Below are 22,335 nucleotides of genomic sequence, written 5' to 3'. Positions count from 1 at the left end.
TCATTCCGATTTGTTGTGGATCGGGGCATTCCTGAACGCGGCCCATGTGAAAAGGCCCAGAACGGCGATTGCCGCAAGATGCAGCACGATTGCTTCAAATGGCCCGGGGCGGTCGCTGCCCAGCACCTGACGATAGGCCCATTCGAACGGCCCGTCGCCGGTGCCGATGGCCATGCCCGACAGGCCGACAAGGACGATGCCAAAGATGATGGCAAGCGTGCCCTCGATCGGGCCGCGGTACCATGTGGCACCCATGAAGATGCCACCCAGGACCCAGAGCACCATGATGAGCACCCATTGAACCAGCACGACGGGCAGGTCGAGCGCTTGGGCATAAAGCTCGGTTCCGTGCAGGGCCTGCGGCCAACCCATGAGGGCATAATAGCCGGCTTCGATGGGAAAGGTGAGCGTAAACAGCAGGCCGAGCAGTCCGCCATAGGCGAGCGCGAAGCTGAGAGCCTGTGCGGAAAAGCCTTTTCTCGTGCCGCCATGGGTCACGTAAAGCGGAAACAGTGAGTAGCCGACATAGATGCCGATGGCGAAGCCGAACCAGCGGGCCGGCTGGCCGGCGAGGTTCCAGCCGCTCACCTCGATATCGCGCACCAGCGAAACGGCAAAGGTCAAAGCAAAGATAAACAGCGAAAATCCGGCCCACACCATGAGAGCGAAGATCGCCTGGTCCGATAGCAGCCGGCGCGGGATCAGCGGCTCGCTGCGGGGAAGGGAAGCGGATGTCATGGGGCGGTCCTTTCCGATTTTCCGGTCAGGTGGACGAAGATGTCCTGAATGGGCAATGTGCCGACTTCCACCCCGGCCCGCCTTGCGTCTGCAACAAGGCTTTGAGGGGCGTCGTAAAGCGCGACCGATTTGGTCGGCCCGAGGCTTTTTTCGCTCAGCAGCCTTGCTCCGGTGGCCAGGGCGTCGACGGTGGTTGCCGCGCCGGTGAGGCTTATGCCCCGGCCGCGCAGCCGGTCCGCGGTCTCGTGCAGGACAAGGCGGCCGGAATCGATGATGACGATTTCCTCGAACAGGCGCGCCACTTCCTCGATGTGATGGCTCGAGAGCACGATCAGCCGGGGATTGGCCATGAAGTCTTCCAGCAATGCGTCATAAAAGGCGTAGCGGCTGGGGGGATCCATGCCCAGATAGGCTTCATCGAACAGGGTGAGCGGTGCGCGGGCGGCCAGTCCAAGCGTGCAGGCAAGTTGGGCGCGCTTGCCGCGCGAGAGAGAAGCAACCTTCATCTTTTCGCTCAATTCGAACAGGTCGAGCAGGCGTTTTGCATAGTCGGGGTCCCAATAGGGGCGCATATCGCTGGCCAGCGCAAAGGCTTCGGTAATGGTTTCGCTCCACTCGGCGGTTGTATCGCCGCTCTCCCTGATGATGCAGATTTCGGTGGTCGCCTGATAGTTCTCGTAAACGGACATGCCATTGAGACTTGCTGTGCCGCTCGTCGGCCTGCGAAGCCCGGCAATGATCGACATCAGCGTGGTCTTGCCCGAACCGTTGCGGCCGAGCAGCCCGTGGATGCCGGGTGTTTCCAGGGTCAGGGTCAGATCGTCCAGAGCCGTGGTTTCACCGAATATCTGGGTGAGGCCTCTGATGGAGAGCGTGGGAGTCATTGCTGGTCCCTTTTGATGTGGGCGTTTACAAAATCGAGAATGTCGTCGCCGGAAATTCCGAGGGTCCGGGCCTCGGCCAAGGCCGGGCCGAGGACGTCGTCGAAATAGCGGCTGCGCCTGGCTCCGACGAGTGTTTCGCGCGCGCCCGGGGAGACGAACATGCCGACGCCACGGCGCTTGTAGAGCACGCCCTCGTCGACGAGCTGGGCGAAGGCCTTGGCGGCGGTGGCAGGGTTGATGCCGTAAAAGGCCGCATATTGATTGGTGGACATAATCTGGCTGTCGGGCGCCAGCGTGCCCGAGGCCACGTCGGCTTTGATGCGGTCCGCTATCTGGCGGTAGATGGGCGAGCCATCATCGAACACGACATATCCTCTTTGCTTCATTAGTTAAGTAATGAACCATGTAAGGGTGTTGCTGCGCGGCGTCAAGTGGTTCGCGTGGGTCACAATTGGTGGTCACTTGCCGGTAAGGTTAAAAAAGCGAGTCTCGTTAAGGAAATTTTTACGCGTCCGGTTTAGGTTTTGCTTATCCAGTTTGCGCTGGAGTTTTTCAGAGCGGTTCCTTCCCTCTGTTTGACGCCTCCCTGTTAACTTTCGAGAGCCGTTCGCTTGACGGCTCTTTTTTCTTTTCTGGGGGTAGGGCGCGCCGGAACCAAATTGCGTTAAGGCTAGTTGCAACTCCTTGGCAGTCCATAATGACGGGATGGCCGAAAGCGCCTAGACTGCGCCTGAAGAATCCGTAGTGATCGAGGAGTGCCCGTGGACGAGATGAGGTCCCCCAGCGATGCCGTCGCATTGACGCCCAGGCTTCTGGCCTCGGGAGGGTTCGACCTGCTCTATCGTGAGGGCATGGGCCTGATCGAGGAGGTCGCGGCTTATCTCGACGGCGAGGGGCGGGGCGAGAGCAAGGCGCTCGGCCGCGATGGGGCCTTCATCTATGCCACCGAGAGCATGCGGCTCACCACGCGGCTGATGCAGCTCGCCTCGTGGCTGTTGCTGCAGCGCGCCGTCAACGAGGGCGAGATTTCACCCGTGCAGGCGCGCAGCGAAAAATCCAAGGTCAAGTTCTCGGCATTGCCATCGGATCGGGGTGGTCCGGGCTGGGACGAGATTCCCGACACCATGAAGGCCTATATCGCCAAGGGCGACCGTCTGTTCGAGCGTGTGGTGAAATTCGACCGCATCGAACGCGGTGAGGAACTGCCTGCCGAGCCGGAAGGGGAAAATGCCCTGTCGGCCCAGATGGACCGTCTCAAGGCAGCGTTTGGCGGGCTCTGATCTGTGCCCGATAGACAGAGATAAAAAAGCCCGGCGCAATGGCCGGGCTTTTTTATTGTCGGGGCCTTGGGTCTTACGAACCCAGGATGCCCTTGAACTTTTCCTTGAAGCGCGACACGCGACCGCCACGGTCGACGAGCTTGCCCTGACCGCCGGTCCAGGCCGGGTGGGTCGTTGGGTCGATGTCGAGGGTCAGCTTGTCGCCTTCCTTGCCGTAGGTGGAACGGGTCTTGTATTCGGTCCCGTCGGTCATCGCCACGGTGATGAAATGGTAGTCGGGGTGGATGTCTTTTTTCATTGGATCGGGCCCTAAATCAAACGGGCGCTACCGCGCCCGGACGAAACGTCTCGCAAATTCGTTGGCGGCCTTTTACAGAAAGCGGCGGCACAGCGCAAGGGGCGGTATGCGGGCGGGAAACCGGATGCAAACTTGCCCCCGGGGCAGTCAGGGACTATCTAGGCGCAAACAGGAATAGCCCGATATGTCGGAAACCGCTGCCAATCCCGCTCCAACCGATGCCGAAAGCGAAGTGCCGCGCCTCAAGGCCGGCGCCCAGGCGTCCTCGCTGAGGCCATTGAGCCGGCTGATGCCATATCTCATGCGTTACCCGCTGCGGCTCGTGCTGACGCTGGCCTTTCTCCTGATCGCGGCGATTGCCTCGCTCTCGATTCCCTATTTTGCCGGCAGCTTCATCGACGAAGGGTTCGTTACCGAGAATTTCGAGATCGTTTCCTCTTATGCCTGGCTGATCATCGTCATCGGCGCGGTGATGGCCGTTTCGGCCGGCGCGCGGTTCTATCTGATCTCGGTGATCGGCGAGCGGGTGATCGCCGATCTGCGCCAGGACGTCTTCAACCATCTGCTCACCCTCGATGCGACGTTTTTCGACGTCAACCGGGTGGGCGAGTTGACCTCGCGTCTCAATGCCGACGTTGCAGTGATCCGTAGCGCGGTGGGCTCGTCCGCATCGCTGGCGTTGCGCTCGCTGATCCTGATGGTCGGCGCGCTGTTCATGATGTTTCTGACCAATTTCCAGCTCGCGCTGGGGGTCATCGTCGTCATCCCCATCATCGTTTTTCCGCTTGTTGCCATGGGCCGGCGGATGAAGAATGTTTCGCGGGTGACCCAGGATACGCTCGCCGATCTTTCGGCGATGGTCACAGAGACGCTCTCCTCGGTCAAAACCGTCAAGTCCTTCGTGCAGGAGGAAAGCCAGCAACAGCTCTTTCAGGGCTATGCCGAAACCACCTACCGGGCCGAGCTCAAGCGGCTGCTGACGCGCTCGCTGCTTATCGGTATCGTGATGTTTGTCACCATGTCGGCCCTTGTGGTGCTGGTCTGGCTGGGCAGTCAGGCGGTATTTGCGGGCATGATCAGCGTGGGTGAGGTCGTTCAGTTCGCCATCTATGCGGTGATCGCGACCAGCGCGCTCACCAATATGAGCGACCTGTTCGGCACTCTGCAGCAGGTATCGGGCGCCACCGAGCGGCTGATCGAATTGCTCGATACGCGCTCGAAACTTCCCGTCCGGTCCGACCCCGTCGCCATGCCGGTCCCGCCGCTGGGCAAGGTGGCCTTCGAGGACGTTGATTTCTCCTATATGACGCGCGACGATGCGCCGATCCTCTCGGGGCTCAGTTTTGCGGTGGAACCGGGCGAAACCGTCGCGCTTGTCGGTGCCTCGGGGGCCGGAAAATCGACGGTATTTGCGCTCCTGCAACGCTTCTATGACGTCAATTCCGGCACCATCGCTGTCGACGGTATCGATGTGCGCGATGCCGACCCTGCCGATCTGCGCCAGCGGTTCGCCTCGGTCGATCAGGAACCGGTGATCTTTGCCGGTTCGATCGCCGACAACATCCGCTTTGCCAAGCCCGATGCGAGCATGGTTGAAGTCCGCGCTGCAGCCGATGCCGCGCTGGTGACCGGGTTCGTCAAAGATCTTCCGCAAGGGTTCGATACGCTTGTGGGCGAGCGTGGTGTCATGCTGTCGGGCGGGCAGAAGCAGCGGGTGGCGATTGCCCGTGCGCTGCTCAAGGATGCCCCGATCCTGCTGCTCGACGAGGCGACCAGCGCACTCGATGCGCAGAGCGAACACCTTGTCCAAAAGGCCCTTGAGCGGTTGATGGAAGGGCGTACCACTCTGGTCATAGCCCACAGGCTGGCCACCATCCGTAATGCGGATCGTATTCTGGTGCTCGAAAAGGGGCAGTTGATCGACGAAGGCACGCACGATCAACTGGTCAAGAAGGGCGGGCGCTACGCCGAGTTGGCCAAGCTCCAGTTCCGTCTCAATGACGAGGCGCTGGCGGGATAGGGCGGTTCCGGCCCGAGAGTCCGGATCAGGCCTCAGTCAGTTTGAACTCGATCCTGCGGTTGCGGCGATAGGCTTCTTCGTTGTCGGCGGGGTCGAGGGGCGCGAACTCGCCGAACCCGGCAGCCACCAGCCGGTTGGGCGATACGCCCTGCTCGACGAGCAGCTTGGCAACCGAGATGGCGCGCGCCGCTGAAAGTTCCCAGTTGGAGGGAAATTGCGGTGTCGAGATCGGGCGGCGGTCGGTGTGCCCGTCGATGCGCAGCACCCACGGTATGTCGGCCGGAATCTCGTTCTCCAGTTCCAGAATTGCCTCGGCCAGCGCCGTGATCTGGGATTGGCCTTCGGCGGAAATCTGCGCCTGTCCGGCATCGAAGAGAACTTCGGACTGGAAGACGAACCGATCGCCGACCACCTGCACGTCCGACCGGCCCTCGAGGATTTCGCGCAGCCGGCCGAAAAAGTCCGAGCGGTAGCGCGAGAGGTCCTGCACGCGCTGGGCGAGGGCAAGGTTGAGACGGCGGCCCAGATCGGCGATCTGGGTGCGGCTTTCGGTGTCGCGCAATTCGGAGGCTTCCAGTGCGGCTTCGAGCGCGCCAATCTGCTGTCGCAGTGCTGCCAGTTGCTGGTTGAGCAAGGCGACCTGCGCCTGGGCTTCGGACGAGAGTTCACGTTCGTCGGAAAGGGCGGATTCAAGGCCAGCGATTGTCGAATCATAATCAGCGATACCATCGCCGAGCCCGGCCAGTTCGCTTTGCAGGCTGTCGCGCTCGGCTTCGACGCCGGACAACGTCGCCGAGAGCGAGGAAATGGAAAGCTCAAGTTCCTCGGAGTTCGCGCGCTCGAGTTGCAGCAATTCGGTCAGTTCGGCGATCTGGGCATTGAGCCGGGACAGCGCCGTGTCGCGGCCCAGAATTTCCTGATTGAGGAAAAACTGGGCGATCATGAACAACGAGAGCAAAAAGATGATGACCAGCAACAGGCTCGACAAGGCGTCGACATAGCCGGGCCAGTAGCTGGGGCGTTCAGCAGAGGAGCGTCCGCGGACGAGTGCCATGGGCGAGATGTCCTAGTTCTGGCCGTCGCGGGGACGGTCATTGTCCTGCAGCAGGGTGTCGATGAGCGTCGTCAGGCGTTTGTTGACCTCGGCCTGCTCGGCGATGTGGGCACGCAGGTCTTCCTGTTCTGCCCTTATGTGCTTGACCAGCCCGTCGATCCCCTTGGCCAGTTCCGCCATGGCGCGAATGGCGTTCTGGGAAGAGTTCTGGGTCTGCATCGTCGCGCCGAGCCGCTCGAACATCTGCTGCATTTCGGGACCGGAAACGCCGAAATTGTTGGCTTGCATCGTGGCGATTGGGTGGTCGAGCTCGGTCATCGAACTCATCCAGTCCTCCAGATCGGTGTAAAACGCGTTCTGGGCCTGACCTGCCTGCAGGTCGAGAAAGCCCAGCACAAGCGATCCGGAAAGGCCGAACAGCGAGGACGCAAAGGCGATCGACATGCCGCCCAGCGGGGCCTCCAGCCCATCCTTGAGATTGCCGAAAATGTTGGTGGTATCGCCCGATGTCACATCGAGGTTCTGGATGACGCCCGATACCGCACCGACAGTCTGGAGCAGGCCATAAAACGTGCCGAGCAGGCCCAGGAACACGAGCAGTCCGGTGAGATAGCGCGCCGTGTCCTTGGCCTCATCGAGCCGGATGCCGACCGAATCGAGGATCGAGCGCATGGAGGCGGGCGTGATCACCGTTTCCCCGAGCCGGTCGCGCATGATCGCGGCAACCGGCGCCAGCAGGACGGGTGCGCGGCGGAGCTGGCCTGCATTGCCTTCCTGGAGGGAATTGACCCAGTTGACCTCTGGGAACAGTCGGATCACCTGCCGGAAGGACAGGATTATCCCGACCAGCAAGACGAACAGGATCATGCCGTTGATGAACGGGTTGGACCAGAACGCATCGAGCAGTTGCGGCAGGAGGATGATCGCCACCATCGCCACAAGGACGAGGAAGATGACCATCTTGATGAGATAGACCAGCGGATTGGCGAGGCGATACGGGTCGTATGATTGCGTCATAAAGGGCCGGCTCCTGGCAGCGCTGCAGGTCGAACGACCTGCCGCGTGTCAAATTTGCGCCAGCTTAGTCAGACCATAGTGACCTGACAATGACTTGAGACGTGGTTAAGGAAAAGTGACCATACGCCAACCGGCGTGAAATTGTCCTATTTTACCGCCTGGATGGCCTTGAGCAGCTCGCGCTGGATGATCTCGTTGCCGGCGACCACCTCGCCCTTTGCAACCGCATCATTGCCGCCGGCAAAATCGGTAAGAAAGCCGCCGGCCTCCTTGACCAGCAGCAGACCGGGCGCGACGTCCCAGGGTTTCAGGCCGGCTTCCCAGACCCCATCGAACCGACCGGCAGCCAGCCAGGCGAGATCCATCGAGATCGAGCCCGACCGCCTGATGCCGGAAACGGCAGGCGTGATATGGGCCAATTGGCGCAGTTGCAGGGCATCGAGGGCGCGACCTTGCGAATTGATGCCGGTGCACATCAGGGCTTCCGACATATGCTTACGGCCGGCAACGCGCAGGCGGCGGTTGTTGAGCCAGGCGCCATTGCCCTTTTCGGCGGTGAACAATTCATCCATCACCGGGTTGTAGATGACCGAGGAAACAATCTCGTCATTGCGTTCGAGCGCAATGGCAACGGCAAATATTGGAATGCCGTGCAGGAAATTGGTCGTCCCGTCGATGGGATCGATGATCCAGCGGTGCATGCCGTCCGTGCCCTTGATTGCTCCGCCTTCTTCCATGAGGAAGGAATAGGTGGGTCGAGCCTTCATCAACTCGTCCATGACGATCTTTTCGGCGCGCTTGTCGGCAACGGAAACGAAATCGGCGGGTCCCTTGCGCGAGACCTGCAGGTTTTCCACTTCGCCGAAATCGCGGATCAGGCCCTTGCCGGCCTTCATGGCGGCATTGACCATGATGTTCATCAGCGCTGAGCGGGCCATGGTGGCATCCTTGTGCTTGTTTTTTGTTCCGGCCGGGAGGCGATCATGCGGTGCTCTCTAGCACGCGCCGCCTTGCGGTCAAAGAAAACACCCTCCCCATGGGGGAGGGCTGGTAAAAACGCGGGAGTGATGAAAGATCAGTCCGCGCGGCGGATATAGGTCACTTCGGTGGTGTCGACGATGATCTTCTGACCGATACCGACAAAGGGCGGGACCATCGTCTTGACGCCATTTTCAAGCGTTGCGGGCTTGAAGGAATTGGCCGCCGTCTGGCCCTTGACCACCGGCTCGGTGTCGGCGACCTCTAGGGTCACCTGGGCGGGAAGCTGGATGCCGAGCGGGGTTTCCTCGTACATTTCGACAGTCACCATCATGCCGTCCTGGAGGAAGGCGGCGCGCTCGCCGACGAAATCGGTTTCCAGTTCGATCTGTTCGTAGGTTTCGGTGTTCATGAACACCAACGCATCGCCTTGGGCATAGAGATACTGGAAGTCGCGCTGTTCGAGCGTCACGCGCTCGACGGTCTCGGCCGAACGGAAGCGTTCGTTGAGCTTTGTGGTGCCCTGAATGGCCTTGAGTTCAACCTGGGCGTAAGCGCCGCCCTTGCCGGGCTTGACGTGATCGACCTTGACCGCGACCCAGAGGCGATCCTGATGCATGATCACGTTGCCGGGACGGATTTCGTTACCGTTGATCTTCATTCTCAAAAAACTTTTCGTTGCTGCGCCCGCGCGGAGGGGCGCGCAAGGCCAAAAGAAGTGGTGGGCTGGCTTTTGCCCCAGAACGGGCGGGTTTTCAAGCCTTAGAACTGCTCGAGTGGTTACCCCGGCGTGGTCAGATCGTCCAGGGGGACAGGAAGTGAGTTCAGGGTTTCGGGCAGCGGTTCATCGGTTGGCGGCGCTTCGGTCTCAGCGGCGGGATCGGCCGGGGGCACGGCGGGCCAATATCGGGCCCGTTCCTCGGCGCGCGCCAGGGTTGCCGGATCGGCCCCGCGCAGCATCTGGTCGAGCGCGTCCTCGGTCAGGCCCTGGCGGCGGGCCAGCGCACGGTACATGGCGGCGGTCTCGAAATCTTCCCCGACACCTTCGGCGGCGGCCAGCATCATCGCGTAGCGCACCTGACCCACGGCATTGCCCGCCTCGGCGGCCCGGCCATACCAGCGCGCCGCGCCCTCGGCGTCGCGGGCGCCGTCACGCGCGCCCATATAGAGCAGGGTCGCATATTCGACCTGCGCCTCGGGCAGCCCCTGTTCGGCGGCCATTTCCAGAAGGTTCAGCGCCTCGGACGTATTGGGCGCGACACCGGCGCCTTCAAGCAGCATGATGGCATAGTCATATTGCGCTTCGGGAAGTCCCGCTTCGGCGGCCTCGCCGATCAATTCGGCGGCTTGGACAAGATTGGGCTCGGCATAGGTGCCTTCCACATGGAGCAGGCCCAGATTGTATTTGGCGGCCATATGTCCGCCATCGGCGGCTTTTTTGAAGAGGGCGGCAGCGCGCTCGCGATTGCGCGGAACGCCCGTTCCGGCCTGATAGATCATGGCGAGCTGGAAGGTCGCCTGGATATCCCCGTTCTGGTCGGCCTGGGCATACCAGGTGATGGCGCGCGGGATGTCCTGGGGCACGCCAAGTCCATTGGCGTGAATTTCCCCGATCAGGGTCTGGGCGATGGCATCGCCATTGGCGGCACGCCGTTCGGCCAGCCGCAGCGCCGTCAAATAATAGCCGCGCTGGAAGGCGCCATAGGCCAGATCGACCCCTTCGGGCGGATTGAGCAGCAAGCGCGAGATATCGAGCGCTTCATCCATCTGCTCGGATTGGGCGAGTGTTGCGACGGGTGAGAACGCAAGAAGTCCGGCCATGAATGCCGCTGTCAGCCTCATGAAGCGTCTCCCGGGGCGGCATTGTCCCAATTGGCCTGCGTAAAGGCAACAAATTCGCATTTGAGGCCGGAGAGGTCCTGCGTTCCGTCGGCGCAATAGACAGAGGGCACTTCAAAGGTCTCCGCCCACCAGTCGGCCATCTCGCGCCCCTCGATATCGTCGCGGTCGCCAAACATCAGATAGTCGATTTCGAGTTCACCACGGGTCATAGCCTCGTGCCGGGAGCCGATGTCGCCGGTGCCCACGATGAAGTCGGGCTTGAGTTCCTCGATGGCTTCGCGCAGCGCCTTGATGCCGCCCGACATGTGCACGCCGTCCACATAGGCTTTCCTGACGAGATGGGGGCGGTTGTCGAGCAGCACGGCGCAATTGGTTTTCTGGGCGATTTTGGCCAGCGTCTTGGCGCGATCGGTATAGGCGAAATCATCCTCTTCACCAGCCTTGAGCAGAAGCGCGGCAGCCGGCAGGCGTGCCAAGGTGGCTTCGAGCCGTCCAACACTCAGCTCCGGCTCTGCAATCAGGAATATTTCTGCCATGGTGCCCCAGTCGGTTTCGCTCCCCTTTGCCGCCAAACAATGACAAAAAAAGGGACGCTGCGTCGATACAGCGTCCCTTTGCGTATGGGAAGACTATTCGGCAGTACGTTGCCAGCGCTTTTCCGGGCTTGCCGCCGGAAAACCGATCAGGCAGCCCTGTCGAGTTCGGGTGCCCACTGGCCCAGCGAGGCCAGGGAGTTCATCCTGGCGCGGTGGATGAACGCGCGGCGTCCAGCTTCGACATTTTCCGCCTTACCGCCCCAGGCCTGGAGCGCTTCGGCCTGCAAAGCGCGGCCATAGGAAAAGGTGAGCGCCCAGGGCAGCTTGCCGATATTGTGCATGGCCGAGAGATTGGCGCTGGCCTGTTCGGAGGTCTGCCCGCCCGAAAGGAAGGCGATGCCGGGAACGATGGAGGGCACGGTGGCCTTGAGCGTACGCACCGTGCGCTCGGCGACCTCCTGGATTGAGACCTTGGGGCCGTTGACGCCGGGGATCACCATGTTGGGTTTCAAAATCATGCCATCGAGTGCGACGCCGGCCATGCGCAACTGTTCGAACACTTCGCCCAGCGTGTCGGTTGTCACCTTTTCGCAGGTTTCAATCGTGTGATTTCCGGGCTTGCCGTCGGCCAACACTTCGGGCTCGACGATCGGCACGATGCCGGCTTCCTGGCACAGCGCCGCATAGCGCGCCAGGGCGTGGGCGTTGGCGTGGACCGAAGCGCGGGTGGGCTTGTTTTCGCCGATGCCGATGACGCCGCGCCATTTTGCGAAGGCGGCGCCGATCCTTGCGTATTCGGCAAGGCGGTCGCGCAAGCCGTCGAGGCCTTCTGTCACCGTCTCATCGATATAGCCCGGCATGGGCTTGGCGCCGGTATCGACCTTGATGCCGGGCAGGCAGTTGGTGGCGGCGAGCATCTCGACGAAAGGGGTGCCGTCGGCAGCCGATTGGCGGATGGTTTCGTCGAACAGGATGACGCCGGAAATATAACCGGTCATCGCTTCAGTGGCGCCGAACAGCATTTCGCGATAGTCGCGGCGGTTGGTTTCGGTCGATTCCAGGGAAATGGAATCGAAGCGCTTCTTGATGGTGCCGGTGGATTCGTCGGCGGCCAGAATGCCCTTGCCGGGCGCAACGAGCTGGTTGGCAATCTCGCTCAGTCGAGACATCGGACGCTAAACCCCATGGATATGAATATGGGGCTAAAATACCCGAACGTCAGGGTCACAATCGATTAGACGTTCGGGTATTGAACGAATGGATTAGGCGGGTGGAAGGAACCGGTTTCAGGCCGGGCCGGCCCCGAAACGGGTCAGCCTCAGACCGGTGCGCGTCGTGAGGGTTTGAAGCGCTCTCAACCCGTATTCGGCAAGATTTTCCGCAAGGTCGGCAGCCTGGCCTCCGCGCATGCCGAAGCCGATATCGAGCAGCATGGCATCCTCCGCGATTTCGGGGCTTTCCGGCCGCGCCACGAGTTCGATCAGCCATATGTCATCGGCCTGTTGCGCTGCAACGACGCTTTCGACGACCGCATCCGTCCAGTGCTCACCGATGGCGCAGATAATCAGCGTCTCCACTTCGGGCATTTGCGCGCCCAACTGCTGGACGGCAGCCCGCTCACCGAGTCCGGTCTCGTCGAGATGTTCGCGCGCTTCTTGGAGTGCCCAGTCCGCCACGATCGCCGTGCCGGAAAGATCATTGCGCTGCTTGAGCACCGGGCGTCGTGACGGTAGATCCGCACGCGCTGGCCAGCGGGCCGAGCGTCTGGGCGGTGAGCGCCTCAATGATGTGACCGAGATCATGTCCCAGACCTTCACCGATCCTGGCATCCGATGCGGCGTCGTCTTCGAGTGCGGTTCCGAACGTTGCGCGGTAACCGCTTTGTCCGGTTTTCAAGAAATGGGCCATGCCCTGCGCCGACAGATGCATCCGGCCCTGGGCCGTGTCGCTCGAGAGCATGTTGCGCCGGTAGGGGGAGGTCAAAAGATCGCCCGTCAGGCCGAGCGTGATCTTGTCGCCGTTGAGCTTGAACATGCCGCACTCGACATACACCGGCATCAGGCGCGAAAGTGCTTCGGCATCGACGCCGGCGCGGCGGGCCAGAACCGAAATGTCGTCCACGCCCTCGGCGACAAGGTCGGGCAGGCGGAACTGGACCGCGGCGCGGATGGCGTAGGGCTTTTGCAGGTCGGTCAGTTCGCGAAGCCGGAACGCCTGAGCCAGCAACTCGTCGTCATCGACGCCACGGCGCCAATAGGCGGCCATGTCGATCTGGCCACGATCCAGTTTGCAGGTGTCGAGATAATAGGCCCGCACCTTGCGCAAAACGCTCGCTTCCATCGCACCCCAGACGAAACTGTCACCGTCCGGCGCCGGCAAGGATTTGAGTGCTTCGAGCAGTTTTTCGCCGTCGGCGGATGGATCGGTGATCCAGGCGATATTGGCGCTGGCGCGGGTTTCCAACGCAATGCGCGAGGCTTCGTCGTCGATCCAGATAACGGCATCGACGCGCGCTGTTCCGGGCAGGCGCTCGAGCCAGTTGGCGAGGGCGGGCAGAGCGGTCTGGTCGGCGACCAGCACGAAATGGCGGGCCTGGGGGATGATGAGCGAGGCTTTGGGACCGGCCATGTGCAGCTTGTCGCCCTGTTCTGCCGTCGCTGCCCATGTGCTGGCGATGCCGTGTCCGTGGAGAACGAAGTCGAACGCAACTTCCCCATCACCCTGGCAATAGCCGCGTGGGGTATAGTCGCGCGCTACGGGACGAGGGTTCTTGGGCCAATCGATTGTGCCGTCGGCTTGCACGGGCAGGGACAGCGTGCCGTCAACAGGGGATGAAAAGAAGAACTTCACGTGGTCGTCAGGCCCTTCGGAACGGAAGGGCGGCAGGTCGCGCCCATCCTTGGAGAAGCCCTGGAGTTGTTCACCCTTGAACCAGATGCGGCGCAGCGTCGCGCTCACCATTTGGGTGCGCGCGACTTCGATTTCACGCAGAACGATCGGCAGTTTGATTACTGCCGGCTTTTCGAAATTCATCACGGGGCCTTATCGCGCGAAGGTTTCTTCGATCACGTCGAGCGTTGCCAGCGCGCCATAATAGTCGAAGCGATAGGCGTAGTCGGGGACCGTATAAACGTTGCCCTCTTCAACGGCGGGCAGGCGGGAAAGAATAGGGTTGGCCTCAAGGTCGGCCACGGTCGCCGATTCCGCGCTCCAGGGCACGAGCACGATGGTGGGCGCCGAAAACGCCTCGGTCGCAATTTCGGGCGAGACCTGGACCGAATCCCCGGTGCTCGCCGCCTCGGCGTCCGGGAAGCGCTCGCTGACCGGATCGAGCTCGAACCCGACATCTCCAAACAGCAGCGGTGTCGCGGTATCCTCGGGCAGGAAGTAGGGATTGTCGACCTCGATCGAGAGCATGAAGACCGTGGGCTGGGGTGGCAACGCGATCGCCGCGCCGACCTCGGCCACGCGGTCCTCATAGGCCGCGATCGCCGCATCGGCTTCGTCCTGCCGGCCAAGGATTTCGGCCAGATATTCGAGCTCGTTTTGCCAGACGGTGGGTGTCGTATCGACAAAGACCGTCGGAGCGATGTTGCTGAGCTGGTCATAGGCTGCATCGGCCAGAAAGCCTGGACGCCCCTGGCCGCCGGCGACGATCAGATCGGGCTCATGGCCCAGGATTTCCTCGAAATTGAAGCCTTCGAAGTTCCATGGCAACACCTGCGTGCCAGCTGCGCGCGCCGGTTCGGCCCAGACCGAGGAATACCCTTCCTCGGTGGGTGCGCGGGTGGATTGAACCACACCCAGAACGTCAAAGCCCAGCGCATAGACCGAACCGGCGATGGCCGGGTTGAGCACAAGTATCCGCTGGGGGGCGGCCGGCACGGAAATCGTACCCCTGACCGTCTCGACCTCCCGCATGTCCTGAGCGGCGAGTGGTGTTGCCAGCGCAGCAGCGGACAGGATCAGGATGGTGCGGGATAGAAACATTGCGGGCGGCTCCTCAAAGTTGACGCCCGCTCGCTCTACAAATCCTGATCTATTCTGTCAAGAAAAGTGAATTCAGCCCTGCTTGAGCGCATCAACGCCCGGCAGCGGCTTGCCTTCCATCCATTCGAGGAACGCGCCACCTGCGGTCGAGACATAGGTGAAGCTGTCCTTGACGCCCGCATGGGCCAGGGCCGCCACCGTATCGCCACCACCGGCGACCGAGGTCAAAAGGCCCTTTTTGGTGCGCTCGGCGGCGTATCTGGCAACCTCGACGGTTGCCGTGTCGAACGGGGTCATCTCGAAGGCGCCAAGCGGGCCGTTCCACACGATGGTCTTGGCTTCGTTGATGGCCGTCTTGATCTTTTCGACCGATTGCGGTCCGGCGTCGAGCACCATGCCGTCCTTGTCGATGGCGTCGAGCCCATAGACCCGGCTCGGTGTGTCGGCCTTGAAATGCCATGCGACGACGCCGTCGATGGGCAGGATAATGGCGCAGCGGGCTTCCTCGGCCTTGTCCATGATGCGCAGCGCGGTGTCCTTGAGGTCGCGTTCGCACAGCGATTTGCCCACGTCATAACCCAGCGCGTAGATGAACGTATTGGCCATGCCGCCGCCGATCACCAGCGCCTCGACCTTGGTGACGAGATTTTCGAGCAGGTCGATCTTGCTCGAAACCTTCGCCCCACCGACAATGGCGATCACCGGCTTTTGGGGATTGCCCAGACCGGCCTCGAGCGCCTTGAGCTCGGCTTCCATGGCGCGGCCGGCGGCGGAAGGCAGCTTGTGAGCCAGCCCGGCGGTCGAGGCATGAGCGCGATGAGCGGCAGAAAAGGCGTCATTGACATAAAGATCGCCAAGCGAAGCCATTGTGGCGACCAGTTCGGGATCGTTGGTTTCCTCGCCGGGGTGAAAGCGGGTGTTTTCCATGAGCACAACCGAGCCGGCCTCGGCGTTTTCGATCACCTTCCTGGCGTCCGAAACGTCGGTCCAGTCGGTCGATGCAAAGTGGACGGGCTTGCCGACAACCTTGTGCACGGCGCTCACCACGACCTTGAGGCTCATTTCTGGATCGACCTTGCCCTTGGGGCGCCCGAAATGGGCAAGCAGAATGGGCAATCCGCCCTTGTTGGCGATCTCCTGGATGGTGTGGGCCACGCGCTCGATGCGGGTGGCGTCGCCCACCTTTCCATCCTTGACCGGCACATTGAGGTCGACACGGACGAGTACGCGCTTTCCGTCGAGGTCGAAATCGTCAAGGGTCTTGAAGGCGGCAGTCATGGTCGCATCCATTCGGTCTGGAATTCGAAATGTCCCTCGGGCCATCACAGTGACCCAAGGGCAGGCGATAGGCAAGAAAAAGGCGCTCCCCACAAGGAGCGCCCCCAATTGGCAGTCTTATGGCCCTAGAGAACTTTGCCGAACGCCACGGCGGTATCGCTCATGCGGTTCGAGAAGCCCCATTCATTGTCGTACCAGGACAGGATGCGAACGAAGGTGCCTTCCATGACCTTGGTCTGGTCCATGTGGAAGATCGAGGAATGGGAATCGTGGTTGAAGTCGGTCGACACCAGCTTTTCGTCGGTGAAGCCCAGAATGCCCTTGAGCTTGCCTTCGGCAGCGGTCTTGATCGCTGCGTTGATCTCTTCGACCGAGGTCGCTTTCCTGGCGATGAACTTGAAATCCACCACCGAGACATTGGGGGTCGGCACGCGGATCGAGGTGCCGTCGAGCTTGCCGTTCAGCTCGGGCAAAACCAGCCCCACGGCCTTGGCGGCGCCCGTGGTGGTGGGGATCATCGAAAGCGCCGCGGCGCGGCCGCGATAGAGATCCTTGTGCATGGTGTCGAGCGTGGGCTGGTCACCGGTATAGGAATGGATCGTGGTCATGAAGCCTTTCTCGATGCCCACGGCTTCATTGAGCACATAGGCGACCGGGGCAAGGCAGTTGGTGGTGCATGAGGCGTTCGAGATGACCGAGTGCTCAGCCGAAAGCTTGTCGTGGTTCACACCATAGACAACTGTCAGATCCGCGCCGTCGGCAGGAGCCGAAACGATCACTTTTTTCGCCCCGGCCTCAAGGTGTGCCGATGCCTTTTCCTTGGAGGTGAAGATACCCGTGCATTCCATCACGATATCGACGCCCATCTCGCCATGCGGCAGTTCGGCGGGGTTGCGCACGGCGGTCACCTTGATGGGGCCGCGGCCAACATCGATCGTGTCGCCGGAGACCGTCACCGTGCCCGGAAAGCGCCCATGCACCGAATCGTAGCGGATCAGGTGGGCGTTGGTTTCGACCGGTCCGAGGTCGTTGATGGCGACGATCTCGATGTCGGTGCGGCCGGATTCGACGATGGCGCGCAGGACGTTGCGGCCGATGCGGCCAAATCCGTTGATGGCGACGCGGACGGTCATTGAGCTACTCCTTGAGTATGGATATGCCGAACGGGAGGGAAGGGGCGCTGGCGCGCCCCGAAGTCGAAAATCTCTTAAAGTTGGGCTTTGGCCGCTTCAACAGCGGCTTTGGTCGTAATACCGAAGTGCTTGTAAAGCGCATTGATTTCGCCCGAGGCGCCGAACCCGGTCATGCCGACGAAACGGCCTTTCTCGCCGAGCAATTTCGACCAGCCCATCTCGATGCCCGCCTCGATCGCGACGCGCGCCCGCGCCTTGCCGAAAACGGTGCGCTTGTAATCGTCGGACTGGGCCATAAACAGCTCCATGGACGGCACGGAAACGGCGCGGGCCGAAATGCCCTCGTCGGTCAGTTCCCTGGCGGCCTCGACGGCGAGCTGGGTTTCCGATCCCGTGCCGAAGATCACCACGTCGGCGTCCTTGTCACCCCAGATCGAATAGGCGCCGCGCAGGCACAGATTGTCCTTTGAAAATTCGGTGCGCAGGGCCGGCAGGTTCTGGCGCGACAGCGCGAGCACCGAAGGCTGCTTGAAACGCTCAAGGGCGATTTCCCAGCATTCGGCGGCTTCCATCGCATCGGCGGGACGGAAGACCAGAAGGTTGGGAATGGCCCGCAGGGCGGCCAGATGCTCGACCGGCTGGTGGGTGGGACCGTCTTCGCCCAGACCGATGGAATCGTGGGTCATCACGAACCCGACACGGATGCCCATGAGCGCCGCGAGGCGGATCGAGGGGCGGCAATAATCGGTGAAGGTCAGGAATGTGCCGCCATAGGGGTAAAGTCCGCCATGGAGTGCAATGCCGTTCATGGCCGCGGCCATGCCGTGCTCGCGAATGCCGTAATGGATATAGCGGCCCGAATAATCGTTGGCGGTGAGGGGCAGGGTCTGGGACGTGTTGGTGTTGTTGGAACCGGTCAGGTCGGCCGAGCCGCCAAGCGTTTCCGGCACGACGCCATTGATGACTTCCAGCGCGTCCTGGGAGGATGCGCGTGTGGCCTTTTTGGGCTTGTCCTCGGCCAATTTGTGCTTGTAGTCGGCCATGGCCGTCTTGAGCGCCTCGGGCAGGTCGCCACGCATGCGGCGCTCGAACTCGGCCCTGGTCTCCGCATCGGTTCCATTGAGCCGATCGGTCCAGGCGCGACGTGCCTTGGTGCCGCGATTGCCGGCAAGCCGCCAGGCGTCCATCAGGTCTTCGGGCACTTCGAACGGGCCGTATTTCCAGCCAAGCTGGGCTTTGGCGAGCGCGATTTCGTCAGTCCCGAGCGGAGAGCCGTGCGCCTTGGCGGTTCCGGCCTTGTTGGGCGAACCGAAACCGATGGTCGTCTTGGCCGAGATCAGGGTCGGCTTGTCGGACTTCTGGGCGTCCTTTAGGGCCTTTTCGATCTGGTCGGGATCGTGGCCGTCGATTTCCATGGTGTTCCAGCCCACCGCCTTGAAGCGGGCGATCTGGTCCGTCGAATCTGCCATCGAGACCTTGCCGTCGATGGTGATGTCGTTGTTGTCCCAGATGACGATGAGCTTGTTGAGTTTCAGATGCCCGGCCAGCGAGATCGATTCCTGGGAAATGCCTTCCATCAGGCACCCGTCACCGGCATAGACATAGGTGAAGTGATTGATCAGGTCGTCGCCATACTCCGCGTTGAGATGGGCTTCGGCGATCGCCATGCCGACCGAATTGCCAAGGCCCTGGCCCAGCGGCCCCGTGGTGGTTTCGATGCCGTCGGCGTGGCCGTATTCGGGGTGACCTGCGGTCTTGTAGCCGAGCTGGCGGAAATTCCTGATGTCATCGAGCGTCATGTCCTCGTAGCCGAGGAGATAGAGCGCGGAATAAAGCAGCATCGAACCGTGCCCCGCCGAGAGCACGAACCGGTCGCGGTCCGGCCAATGGGGCGCCTTGGGATCGAATTTCATGATCTTTGTGAACAGCACGGTGGCAATGTCGGCGCCGCCCATGGGCAGTCCCGGATGGCCGGAATTGGCTGCCTGCACCGCGTCCATGGAAAGGGCGCGAATGGCATTGGCCATGGCATCGTGTTTGGCTCTGTCTGTCATGGTGTCCCGAAGCGTTCGACGTTAGGAAAAATGGCGACACGGCGGCCCGCACGAGACGGCCCGGTCGCGCGAGGCAGACACATAACAGGTCCGGGTTTCGAGTCAATGTCATGGCCACCCGTGGCGCTGGGGTGGCGCCCTTGCCATTTCCGCCACTTTTGGGGTTATTGTGGGCGCCAGAGGCAATGGATTCGAAGGACGCGCCCAAAGTGACATCGCCATCGACCGGAGAGAGCTTTACCACCGCCATCGAACGGCTCGACCGCGCGCTCAACCGGCTCGATACCTCCGTCCGTTCCCTGACAGGGCGGTTGCGGTCGTCCTCCCAGCTTCAGGCCGACAGCCAGCGCCTGGCCGGCGAACTCGACCGCGCCACGGCGCGGGCCGACAAGCTCGACGAGGCTGCCGAAATCGTTTCGAAGCGGATCGAGGAGGCGATGACCAGCGTACGCTCGGTGCTCGAAGAAGGAGATGCCCGTGGCTGAAGTCAGTGTTGAAATCAACGGCCGCAAATATCGCATGGCCTGCGAGGATGGCCAGGAAACCCACCTTTCGTCGCTTGCCACCCGGTTCAATCGCTATATCGACGATTACAAGGGCACTTTCGGGGAGATTGGCGACAATCGGCTGACGGTCATGGCCGGGATTGCCGTGGTCGATGAGCTCGTCGAGGCCGAACGCAAGCTCGAGCAGTTGCGTGCCGAGCTTCAGACCGTGACCAAGGCGGGCAATGACGTGGCCGCCGAAGCGGAAAGCATGGAAAGCAAGTTCGCGGCCAAGCTGGCCGATGTCGCCCGCCGCATCGAATCGATTGCCACCGCTGTCGATGCGGCGGGGCAGGAGCCCCAGGGCAACTCGTGAGTTCGACCGGCTCGGTCGTCGGCGTGCATTGCGCGCGCGGGCACAATTTTTCCAAAACGACCGCTATGTTCATAGACATTATCGCCGGGCTCGGCGTTGCCGGCGATGCCCATGCGGGCAAGACGGTCAAGCACCGCTCCCGCTGGCCGTCGATCCGGACCAGCCCAATCTGCGCCAGGTCCATCTGGTCGCGTCTGAACTGCTCGACGAGGTCAATGAACAAGGGTTCGAGGTGGCGCCCGGCGCGTTGGGCGAAAACATCACGACCAGGGGCATCGATCTGATCGGCCTGCCACGCGGCACCGTTCTCGCCATCGGCGATGTCCGCCTGAGCGTCACCGGGCTGCGCAATCCCTGCTCGCAGATCGAAAAATTCCGGCCAGGCCTTTTAAAGCTGATGGTGGGAAAGCGCGAGGACGGCACACCGTTGCTGCGCACCGGCATCATGACCATCGCTGTGTCGGGCGGTTCGGTCAGGGCGGGAGACACAATCGAAATCTCCCTGCCCGCCGAGCCCCATAGCCGGCTCGAACGCGTTTAGAACCTTGCCCGTCACGGCAGCACGAACGGGAGATCGGTATCGCCTGTCTTTTCACCAAACCGCGTGATCAAAGCGTGGACCTGCCCGCGGTGGTGAGTCTGGTGGTTGAATATCTGCATGATGAGCAGGGCACGCGGCTTGGTCATATCGCGTCCGGTTGCGCCGCTGCGCCAGGACAGATCGCCCGCGATCTCGTCGGGCGTCATGGCGTCCGCCCATTCGATCAGCACCGTGTCGAGCTCCTGGCGCTGCGCCCAAAGGATATCGAAATCCTCGATCATCGCCCCGCTGCTTGTGATTGGAACCTCCGGTGGCTTTGCTGCGCCGAAGCGTGAGAGCCATATGCGGTCGGCCCAATAAAGGTGGCTGAGCGTTGCATGAATCGATTTCCAGAAGGCCCCCTGGTCCGATCGTCTCTGCTCATCGGAAAGCCGCAGTGCCGCCCCGTAGATTCGGCGGTTGAGCTCGGCATTGTAGCGGGCCATGGTGCGCGCGTATTCCGGTGTGATCATCGAATAATTCCCATTTCCTGCTGCAGGCCCGGGTCAATTTAGGGACGGCAGAGCTTATGCGCCACCGACACCTGCAAAAATAGAAACGATGAGCCCGGCGGCAGTGGTTGCGGCGGGCCGGGCATCCCCATCTCATAGTCCGGGGTTTACCATTAACGCCGACATTGCTGGACTTGCGGGCTCCGCTCCCCTTTGATTGCCCGTCAATCCGATCCTTAAAGAGGTCGGTCAAGGGGCTGTGCGGGTTAAAAAAACGCATTTCGGGCAATTGAACTTGGCCGCACCGTCCGGAAATCGGGGGTATCGCCATGTCGGTCAGCGCATCACAAGCGCCTGTTCTTTCCATTGATCTCACGCGCTGCGCGCAATGGGTCGCCAAGGTTTCGGCGGTCATCATCGCTCTGGGCGTCGTGCGTGAAATCGTCATCGGTTGGATCGGGCTGGATACCCCGCTCAAGGAACTGCGTCACATCGCACTCGATGCGGAACTGTCGCTTCCCGCGTTCTATTCGGCAGTGCTGATCCTGGCGATCGGGGCAGCCCTAATGGTTATTGGACGGGTCGTGCGGCAAACCGGCGGTGTGGATGCCAGGCGGTGGATGGTACTTGGTGTCATCTTCTGTCTTATGGCGGTCGACGAGGCGGCGAGCTTTCACGAATCGCTGATGATGCCGTTGCGCAACGCCTTCGATCTCACTGGAATATTCTATTACTCCTGGGTCATTCCCGGCGCCATCGCGGTGGCATTGATCGGTGCTTATTACCTGCCGTTCCTCTTGCGCCTTCCGCGCCGTACCGCCCTTTTGTTCGCCATTGCCGGCGGCGCTTATGTCGGCGGGGCGTTGGGAATGGAACTGGTGGGGGGCGCCATCGAGAATGCAAGCAGCAAGGCCACCGTCGCCTATTCGATCTCGATCCTGATCGAAGAAGGGCTTGAGATCGTTGGGCTGACGCTGTTTTTCTACGCGCTGACCGATCATGTCGCCCGTGTCTGGGGAAGCGTTGGTCTTGCCTTTTCGGCGCGCGCGCTTGCCACCGGGGACACCGCGCTCGAGCCGGCACCGGCCCAATAGGCCCGCTATGGGGCGGGCGGGAAAACATTTGCTTCTCACCCACTTTTCGGCGCGCCCACAAAGGCCTATATGATCGCGTGCTGCCCGGTTCGTGTAGGATACTGCATCCCCGGGGCCTTATCGATCCTAAAGGGAGCTGTCCCTGACCAGGCCCGTGGGCTTGGACAAACGGCGCCCACCTACTAACGTAGGTTCCCGGGATCGACACATCCCACGGCCAGGGCGGCACAAGATTTTAAAAGAAAG

General features: G+C 61.7%; 24 protein-coding genes and 1 other RNA gene. 7 read left to right on the top strand and 18 right to left on the bottom strand.

What is annotated here, in order from left to right:
- From KKY_RS12100 to KKY_RS12090, 3 genes are read right to left on the bottom strand one after another with little or no spacing between them, the layout of a single operon-like run.
- Positions 1-738, bottom strand: a complete 738-nt coding sequence (locus KKY_RS12100; RefSeq protein WP_014131644.1) for a hypothetical protein — start codon at positions 736-738, stop codon at positions 1-3.
- Positions 735-1,622 carry an ATP-binding cassette domain-containing protein gene (locus KKY_RS12095; protein ID WP_014131643.1) on the bottom strand — a complete coding sequence of 296 codons (888 nt, stop codon included), beginning with the start codon at positions 1,620-1,622 and terminating at the stop codon, positions 735-737. The genes KKY_RS12100 and KKY_RS12095 overlap by 4 nt, the downstream gene beginning before the upstream one ends.
- Positions 1,619-1,987: a GntR family transcriptional regulator gene (locus KKY_RS12090; protein ID WP_014131642.1), complete on the bottom strand. Its 369-nt coding sequence runs from the start codon at positions 1,985-1,987 to the stop codon at positions 1,619-1,621. Before KKY_RS12090 ends, KKY_RS12095 begins: the two co-directional genes overlap by 4 nt.
- Positions 1,988-2,392: 405 nt before the next feature.
- Between KKY_RS12090 and rcdA the strand changes: the two genes are divergently transcribed.
- On the top strand, positions 2,393-2,902 hold the full coding sequence (gene rcdA, locus KKY_RS12085) for a protease adaptor protein RcdA (protein ID WP_041528741.1): 510 nt from the start codon (positions 2,393-2,395) through the stop codon (positions 2,900-2,902).
- Positions 2,903-2,975: 73 nt separating this feature from the next.
- Here rcdA and rpmE read toward each other — a convergent pair whose 3' ends face one another.
- Positions 2,976-3,200, bottom strand: coding sequence for a 50S ribosomal protein L31 (gene rpmE, locus KKY_RS12080; RefSeq protein ID WP_014131640.1), 225 nt, complete (start codon positions 3,198-3,200; stop codon positions 2,976-2,978).
- A 184-nt stretch (positions 3,201-3,384) separates the two neighbouring features.
- On the opposite strand from rpmE, the gene KKY_RS12075 reads away from it, so the two are divergent.
- On the top strand, positions 3,385-5,220 hold the full coding sequence (locus tag KKY_RS12075; protein ID WP_014131639.1) for an ABC transporter transmembrane domain-containing protein: 1,836 nt from the start codon (positions 3,385-3,387) through the stop codon (positions 5,218-5,220).
- Between the two features lie 25 nt (positions 5,221-5,245).
- Here the strand turns inward: KKY_RS12075 and KKY_RS12070 are convergent, their stop codons facing one another.
- The 13 genes from KKY_RS12070 to tkt form a co-directional block, all read right to left on the bottom strand.
- On the bottom strand, positions 5,246-6,274 hold the full coding sequence (locus tag KKY_RS12070) for a peptidoglycan -binding protein (protein WP_014131638.1): 1,029 nt from the start codon (positions 6,272-6,274) through the stop codon (positions 5,246-5,248).
- Between the two features lie 12 nt (positions 6,275-6,286).
- Complete coding sequence (locus KKY_RS12065; RefSeq protein ID WP_014131637.1) at positions 6,287-7,291, bottom strand: hypothetical protein; 1,005 nt, start codon at positions 7,289-7,291, stop codon at positions 6,287-6,289.
- 146 nt (positions 7,292-7,437) lie between these two features.
- Positions 7,438-8,229 carry an inositol monophosphatase family protein gene (locus KKY_RS12060; RefSeq protein WP_014131636.1) on the bottom strand — a complete coding sequence of 264 codons (792 nt, stop codon included), beginning with the start codon at positions 8,227-8,229 and terminating at the stop codon, positions 7,438-7,440.
- A gap of 137 nt (positions 8,230-8,366) precedes the next feature.
- Positions 8,367-8,930, bottom strand: a complete 564-nt coding sequence (efp, locus tag KKY_RS12055) for an elongation factor P (protein WP_014131635.1) — start codon at positions 8,928-8,930, stop codon at positions 8,367-8,369.
- 119 nt (positions 8,931-9,049) lie between these two features.
- Positions 9,050-10,111: a tetratricopeptide repeat protein gene (locus KKY_RS19650; RefSeq protein ID WP_014131634.1), complete on the bottom strand. Its 1,062-nt coding sequence runs from the start codon at positions 10,109-10,111 to the stop codon at positions 9,050-9,052.
- Positions 10,108-10,647 carry a thiamine phosphate synthase gene (locus tag KKY_RS19645; RefSeq protein ID WP_139305043.1) on the bottom strand — a complete coding sequence of 180 codons (540 nt, stop codon included), beginning with the start codon at positions 10,645-10,647 and terminating at the stop codon, positions 10,108-10,110. The genes KKY_RS19650 and KKY_RS19645 overlap by 4 nt, the downstream gene beginning before the upstream one ends.
- A gap of 146 nt (positions 10,648-10,793) precedes the next feature.
- Positions 10,794-11,816 carry a class I fructose-bisphosphate aldolase gene (locus KKY_RS12040; protein ID WP_014131632.1) on the bottom strand — a complete coding sequence of 341 codons (1,023 nt, stop codon included), beginning with the start codon at positions 11,814-11,816 and terminating at the stop codon, positions 10,794-10,796.
- Between the two features lie 117 nt (positions 11,817-11,933).
- A complete protein-coding gene (locus KKY_RS12035) occupies positions 11,934-12,362 on the bottom strand; it encodes a hypothetical protein (protein ID WP_014131631.1) in 429 nt (142 codons plus the stop codon).
- The gene (locus KKY_RS12030) at positions 12,343-13,680 is read right to left on the bottom strand and encodes a siderophore-interacting protein (protein WP_014131630.1); all 1,338 of its coding nucleotides are present in this window, start codon (positions 13,678-13,680) and stop codon (positions 12,343-12,345) included. Before KKY_RS12030 ends, KKY_RS12035 begins: the two co-directional genes overlap by 20 nt.
- Before the next feature lie 9 nt (positions 13,681-13,689).
- On the bottom strand, positions 13,690-14,637 hold the full coding sequence (locus KKY_RS12025; protein WP_014131629.1) for a Fe2+-enterobactin ABC transporter substrate-binding protein: 948 nt from the start codon (positions 14,635-14,637) through the stop codon (positions 13,690-13,692).
- 72 nt (positions 14,638-14,709) lie between these two features.
- Positions 14,710-15,915, bottom strand: a complete 1,206-nt coding sequence (locus KKY_RS12020) for a phosphoglycerate kinase (protein WP_014131628.1) — start codon at positions 15,913-15,915, stop codon at positions 14,710-14,712.
- 125 nt (positions 15,916-16,040) lie between these two features.
- Entirely contained in the window at positions 16,041-17,048 is a 1,008-nt protein-coding gene (gap, locus tag KKY_RS12015; RefSeq protein WP_014131627.1) for a type I glyceraldehyde-3-phosphate dehydrogenase, read from the bottom strand.
- A 74-nt stretch (positions 17,049-17,122) separates the two neighbouring features.
- Positions 17,123-19,102 (bottom strand): transketolase, encoded by a 1,980-nt coding sequence (gene tkt, locus KKY_RS12010; RefSeq protein WP_014131626.1) that lies wholly within the window; start codon positions 19,100-19,102, stop codon positions 17,123-17,125.
- A gap of 209 nt (positions 19,103-19,311) precedes the next feature.
- Between tkt and KKY_RS12005 the strand changes: the two genes are divergently transcribed.
- From KKY_RS12005 to KKY_RS11995, 3 genes are read left to right on the top strand one after another with little or no spacing between them, the layout of a single operon-like run.
- The gene (locus KKY_RS12005) at positions 19,312-19,587 is read left to right on the top strand and encodes a DUF4164 family protein (protein WP_014131625.1); all 276 of its coding nucleotides are present in this window, start codon (positions 19,312-19,314) and stop codon (positions 19,585-19,587) included.
- A complete protein-coding gene (locus KKY_RS12000; RefSeq protein WP_014131624.1) occupies positions 19,580-19,963 on the top strand; it encodes a cell division protein ZapA in 384 nt (127 codons plus the stop codon). The genes KKY_RS12005 and KKY_RS12000 overlap by 8 nt, the downstream gene beginning before the upstream one ends.
- Positions 19,890-20,504, top strand: coding sequence for an MOSC domain-containing protein (locus KKY_RS11995; protein ID WP_338090937.1), 615 nt, complete (start codon positions 19,890-19,892; stop codon positions 20,502-20,504). Before KKY_RS12000 ends, KKY_RS11995 begins: the two co-directional genes overlap by 74 nt.
- 11 nt (positions 20,505-20,515) lie before the next feature.
- Here KKY_RS11995 and KKY_RS11990 read toward each other — a convergent pair whose 3' ends face one another.
- Positions 20,516-21,016 carry a DinB family protein gene (locus KKY_RS11990; RefSeq protein ID WP_014131622.1) on the bottom strand — a complete coding sequence of 167 codons (501 nt, stop codon included), beginning with the start codon at positions 21,014-21,016 and terminating at the stop codon, positions 20,516-20,518.
- A gap of 308 nt (positions 21,017-21,324) precedes the next feature.
- Between KKY_RS11990 and KKY_RS19640 the strand changes: the two genes are divergently transcribed.
- Entirely contained in the window at positions 21,325-22,089 is a 765-nt protein-coding gene (locus KKY_RS19640; RefSeq protein WP_014131621.1) for a hypothetical protein, read from the top strand.
- Between the two features lie 74 nt (positions 22,090-22,163).
- Positions 22,164-22,322: non-coding RNA, 6S RNA (gene ssrS, locus KKY_RS20035), on the top strand.
- The last annotated feature ends 13 nt before the right edge of the window (positions 22,323-22,335 follow it).

Source organism: Pelagibacterium halotolerans B2 (assembly GCF_000230555.1).
GTDB classification, from domain to species: Bacteria; Pseudomonadota; Alphaproteobacteria; order Rhizobiales; family Devosiaceae; genus Pelagibacterium; species Pelagibacterium halotolerans.
This window is presented reverse-complemented; position numbering and strand designations above follow the sequence as displayed.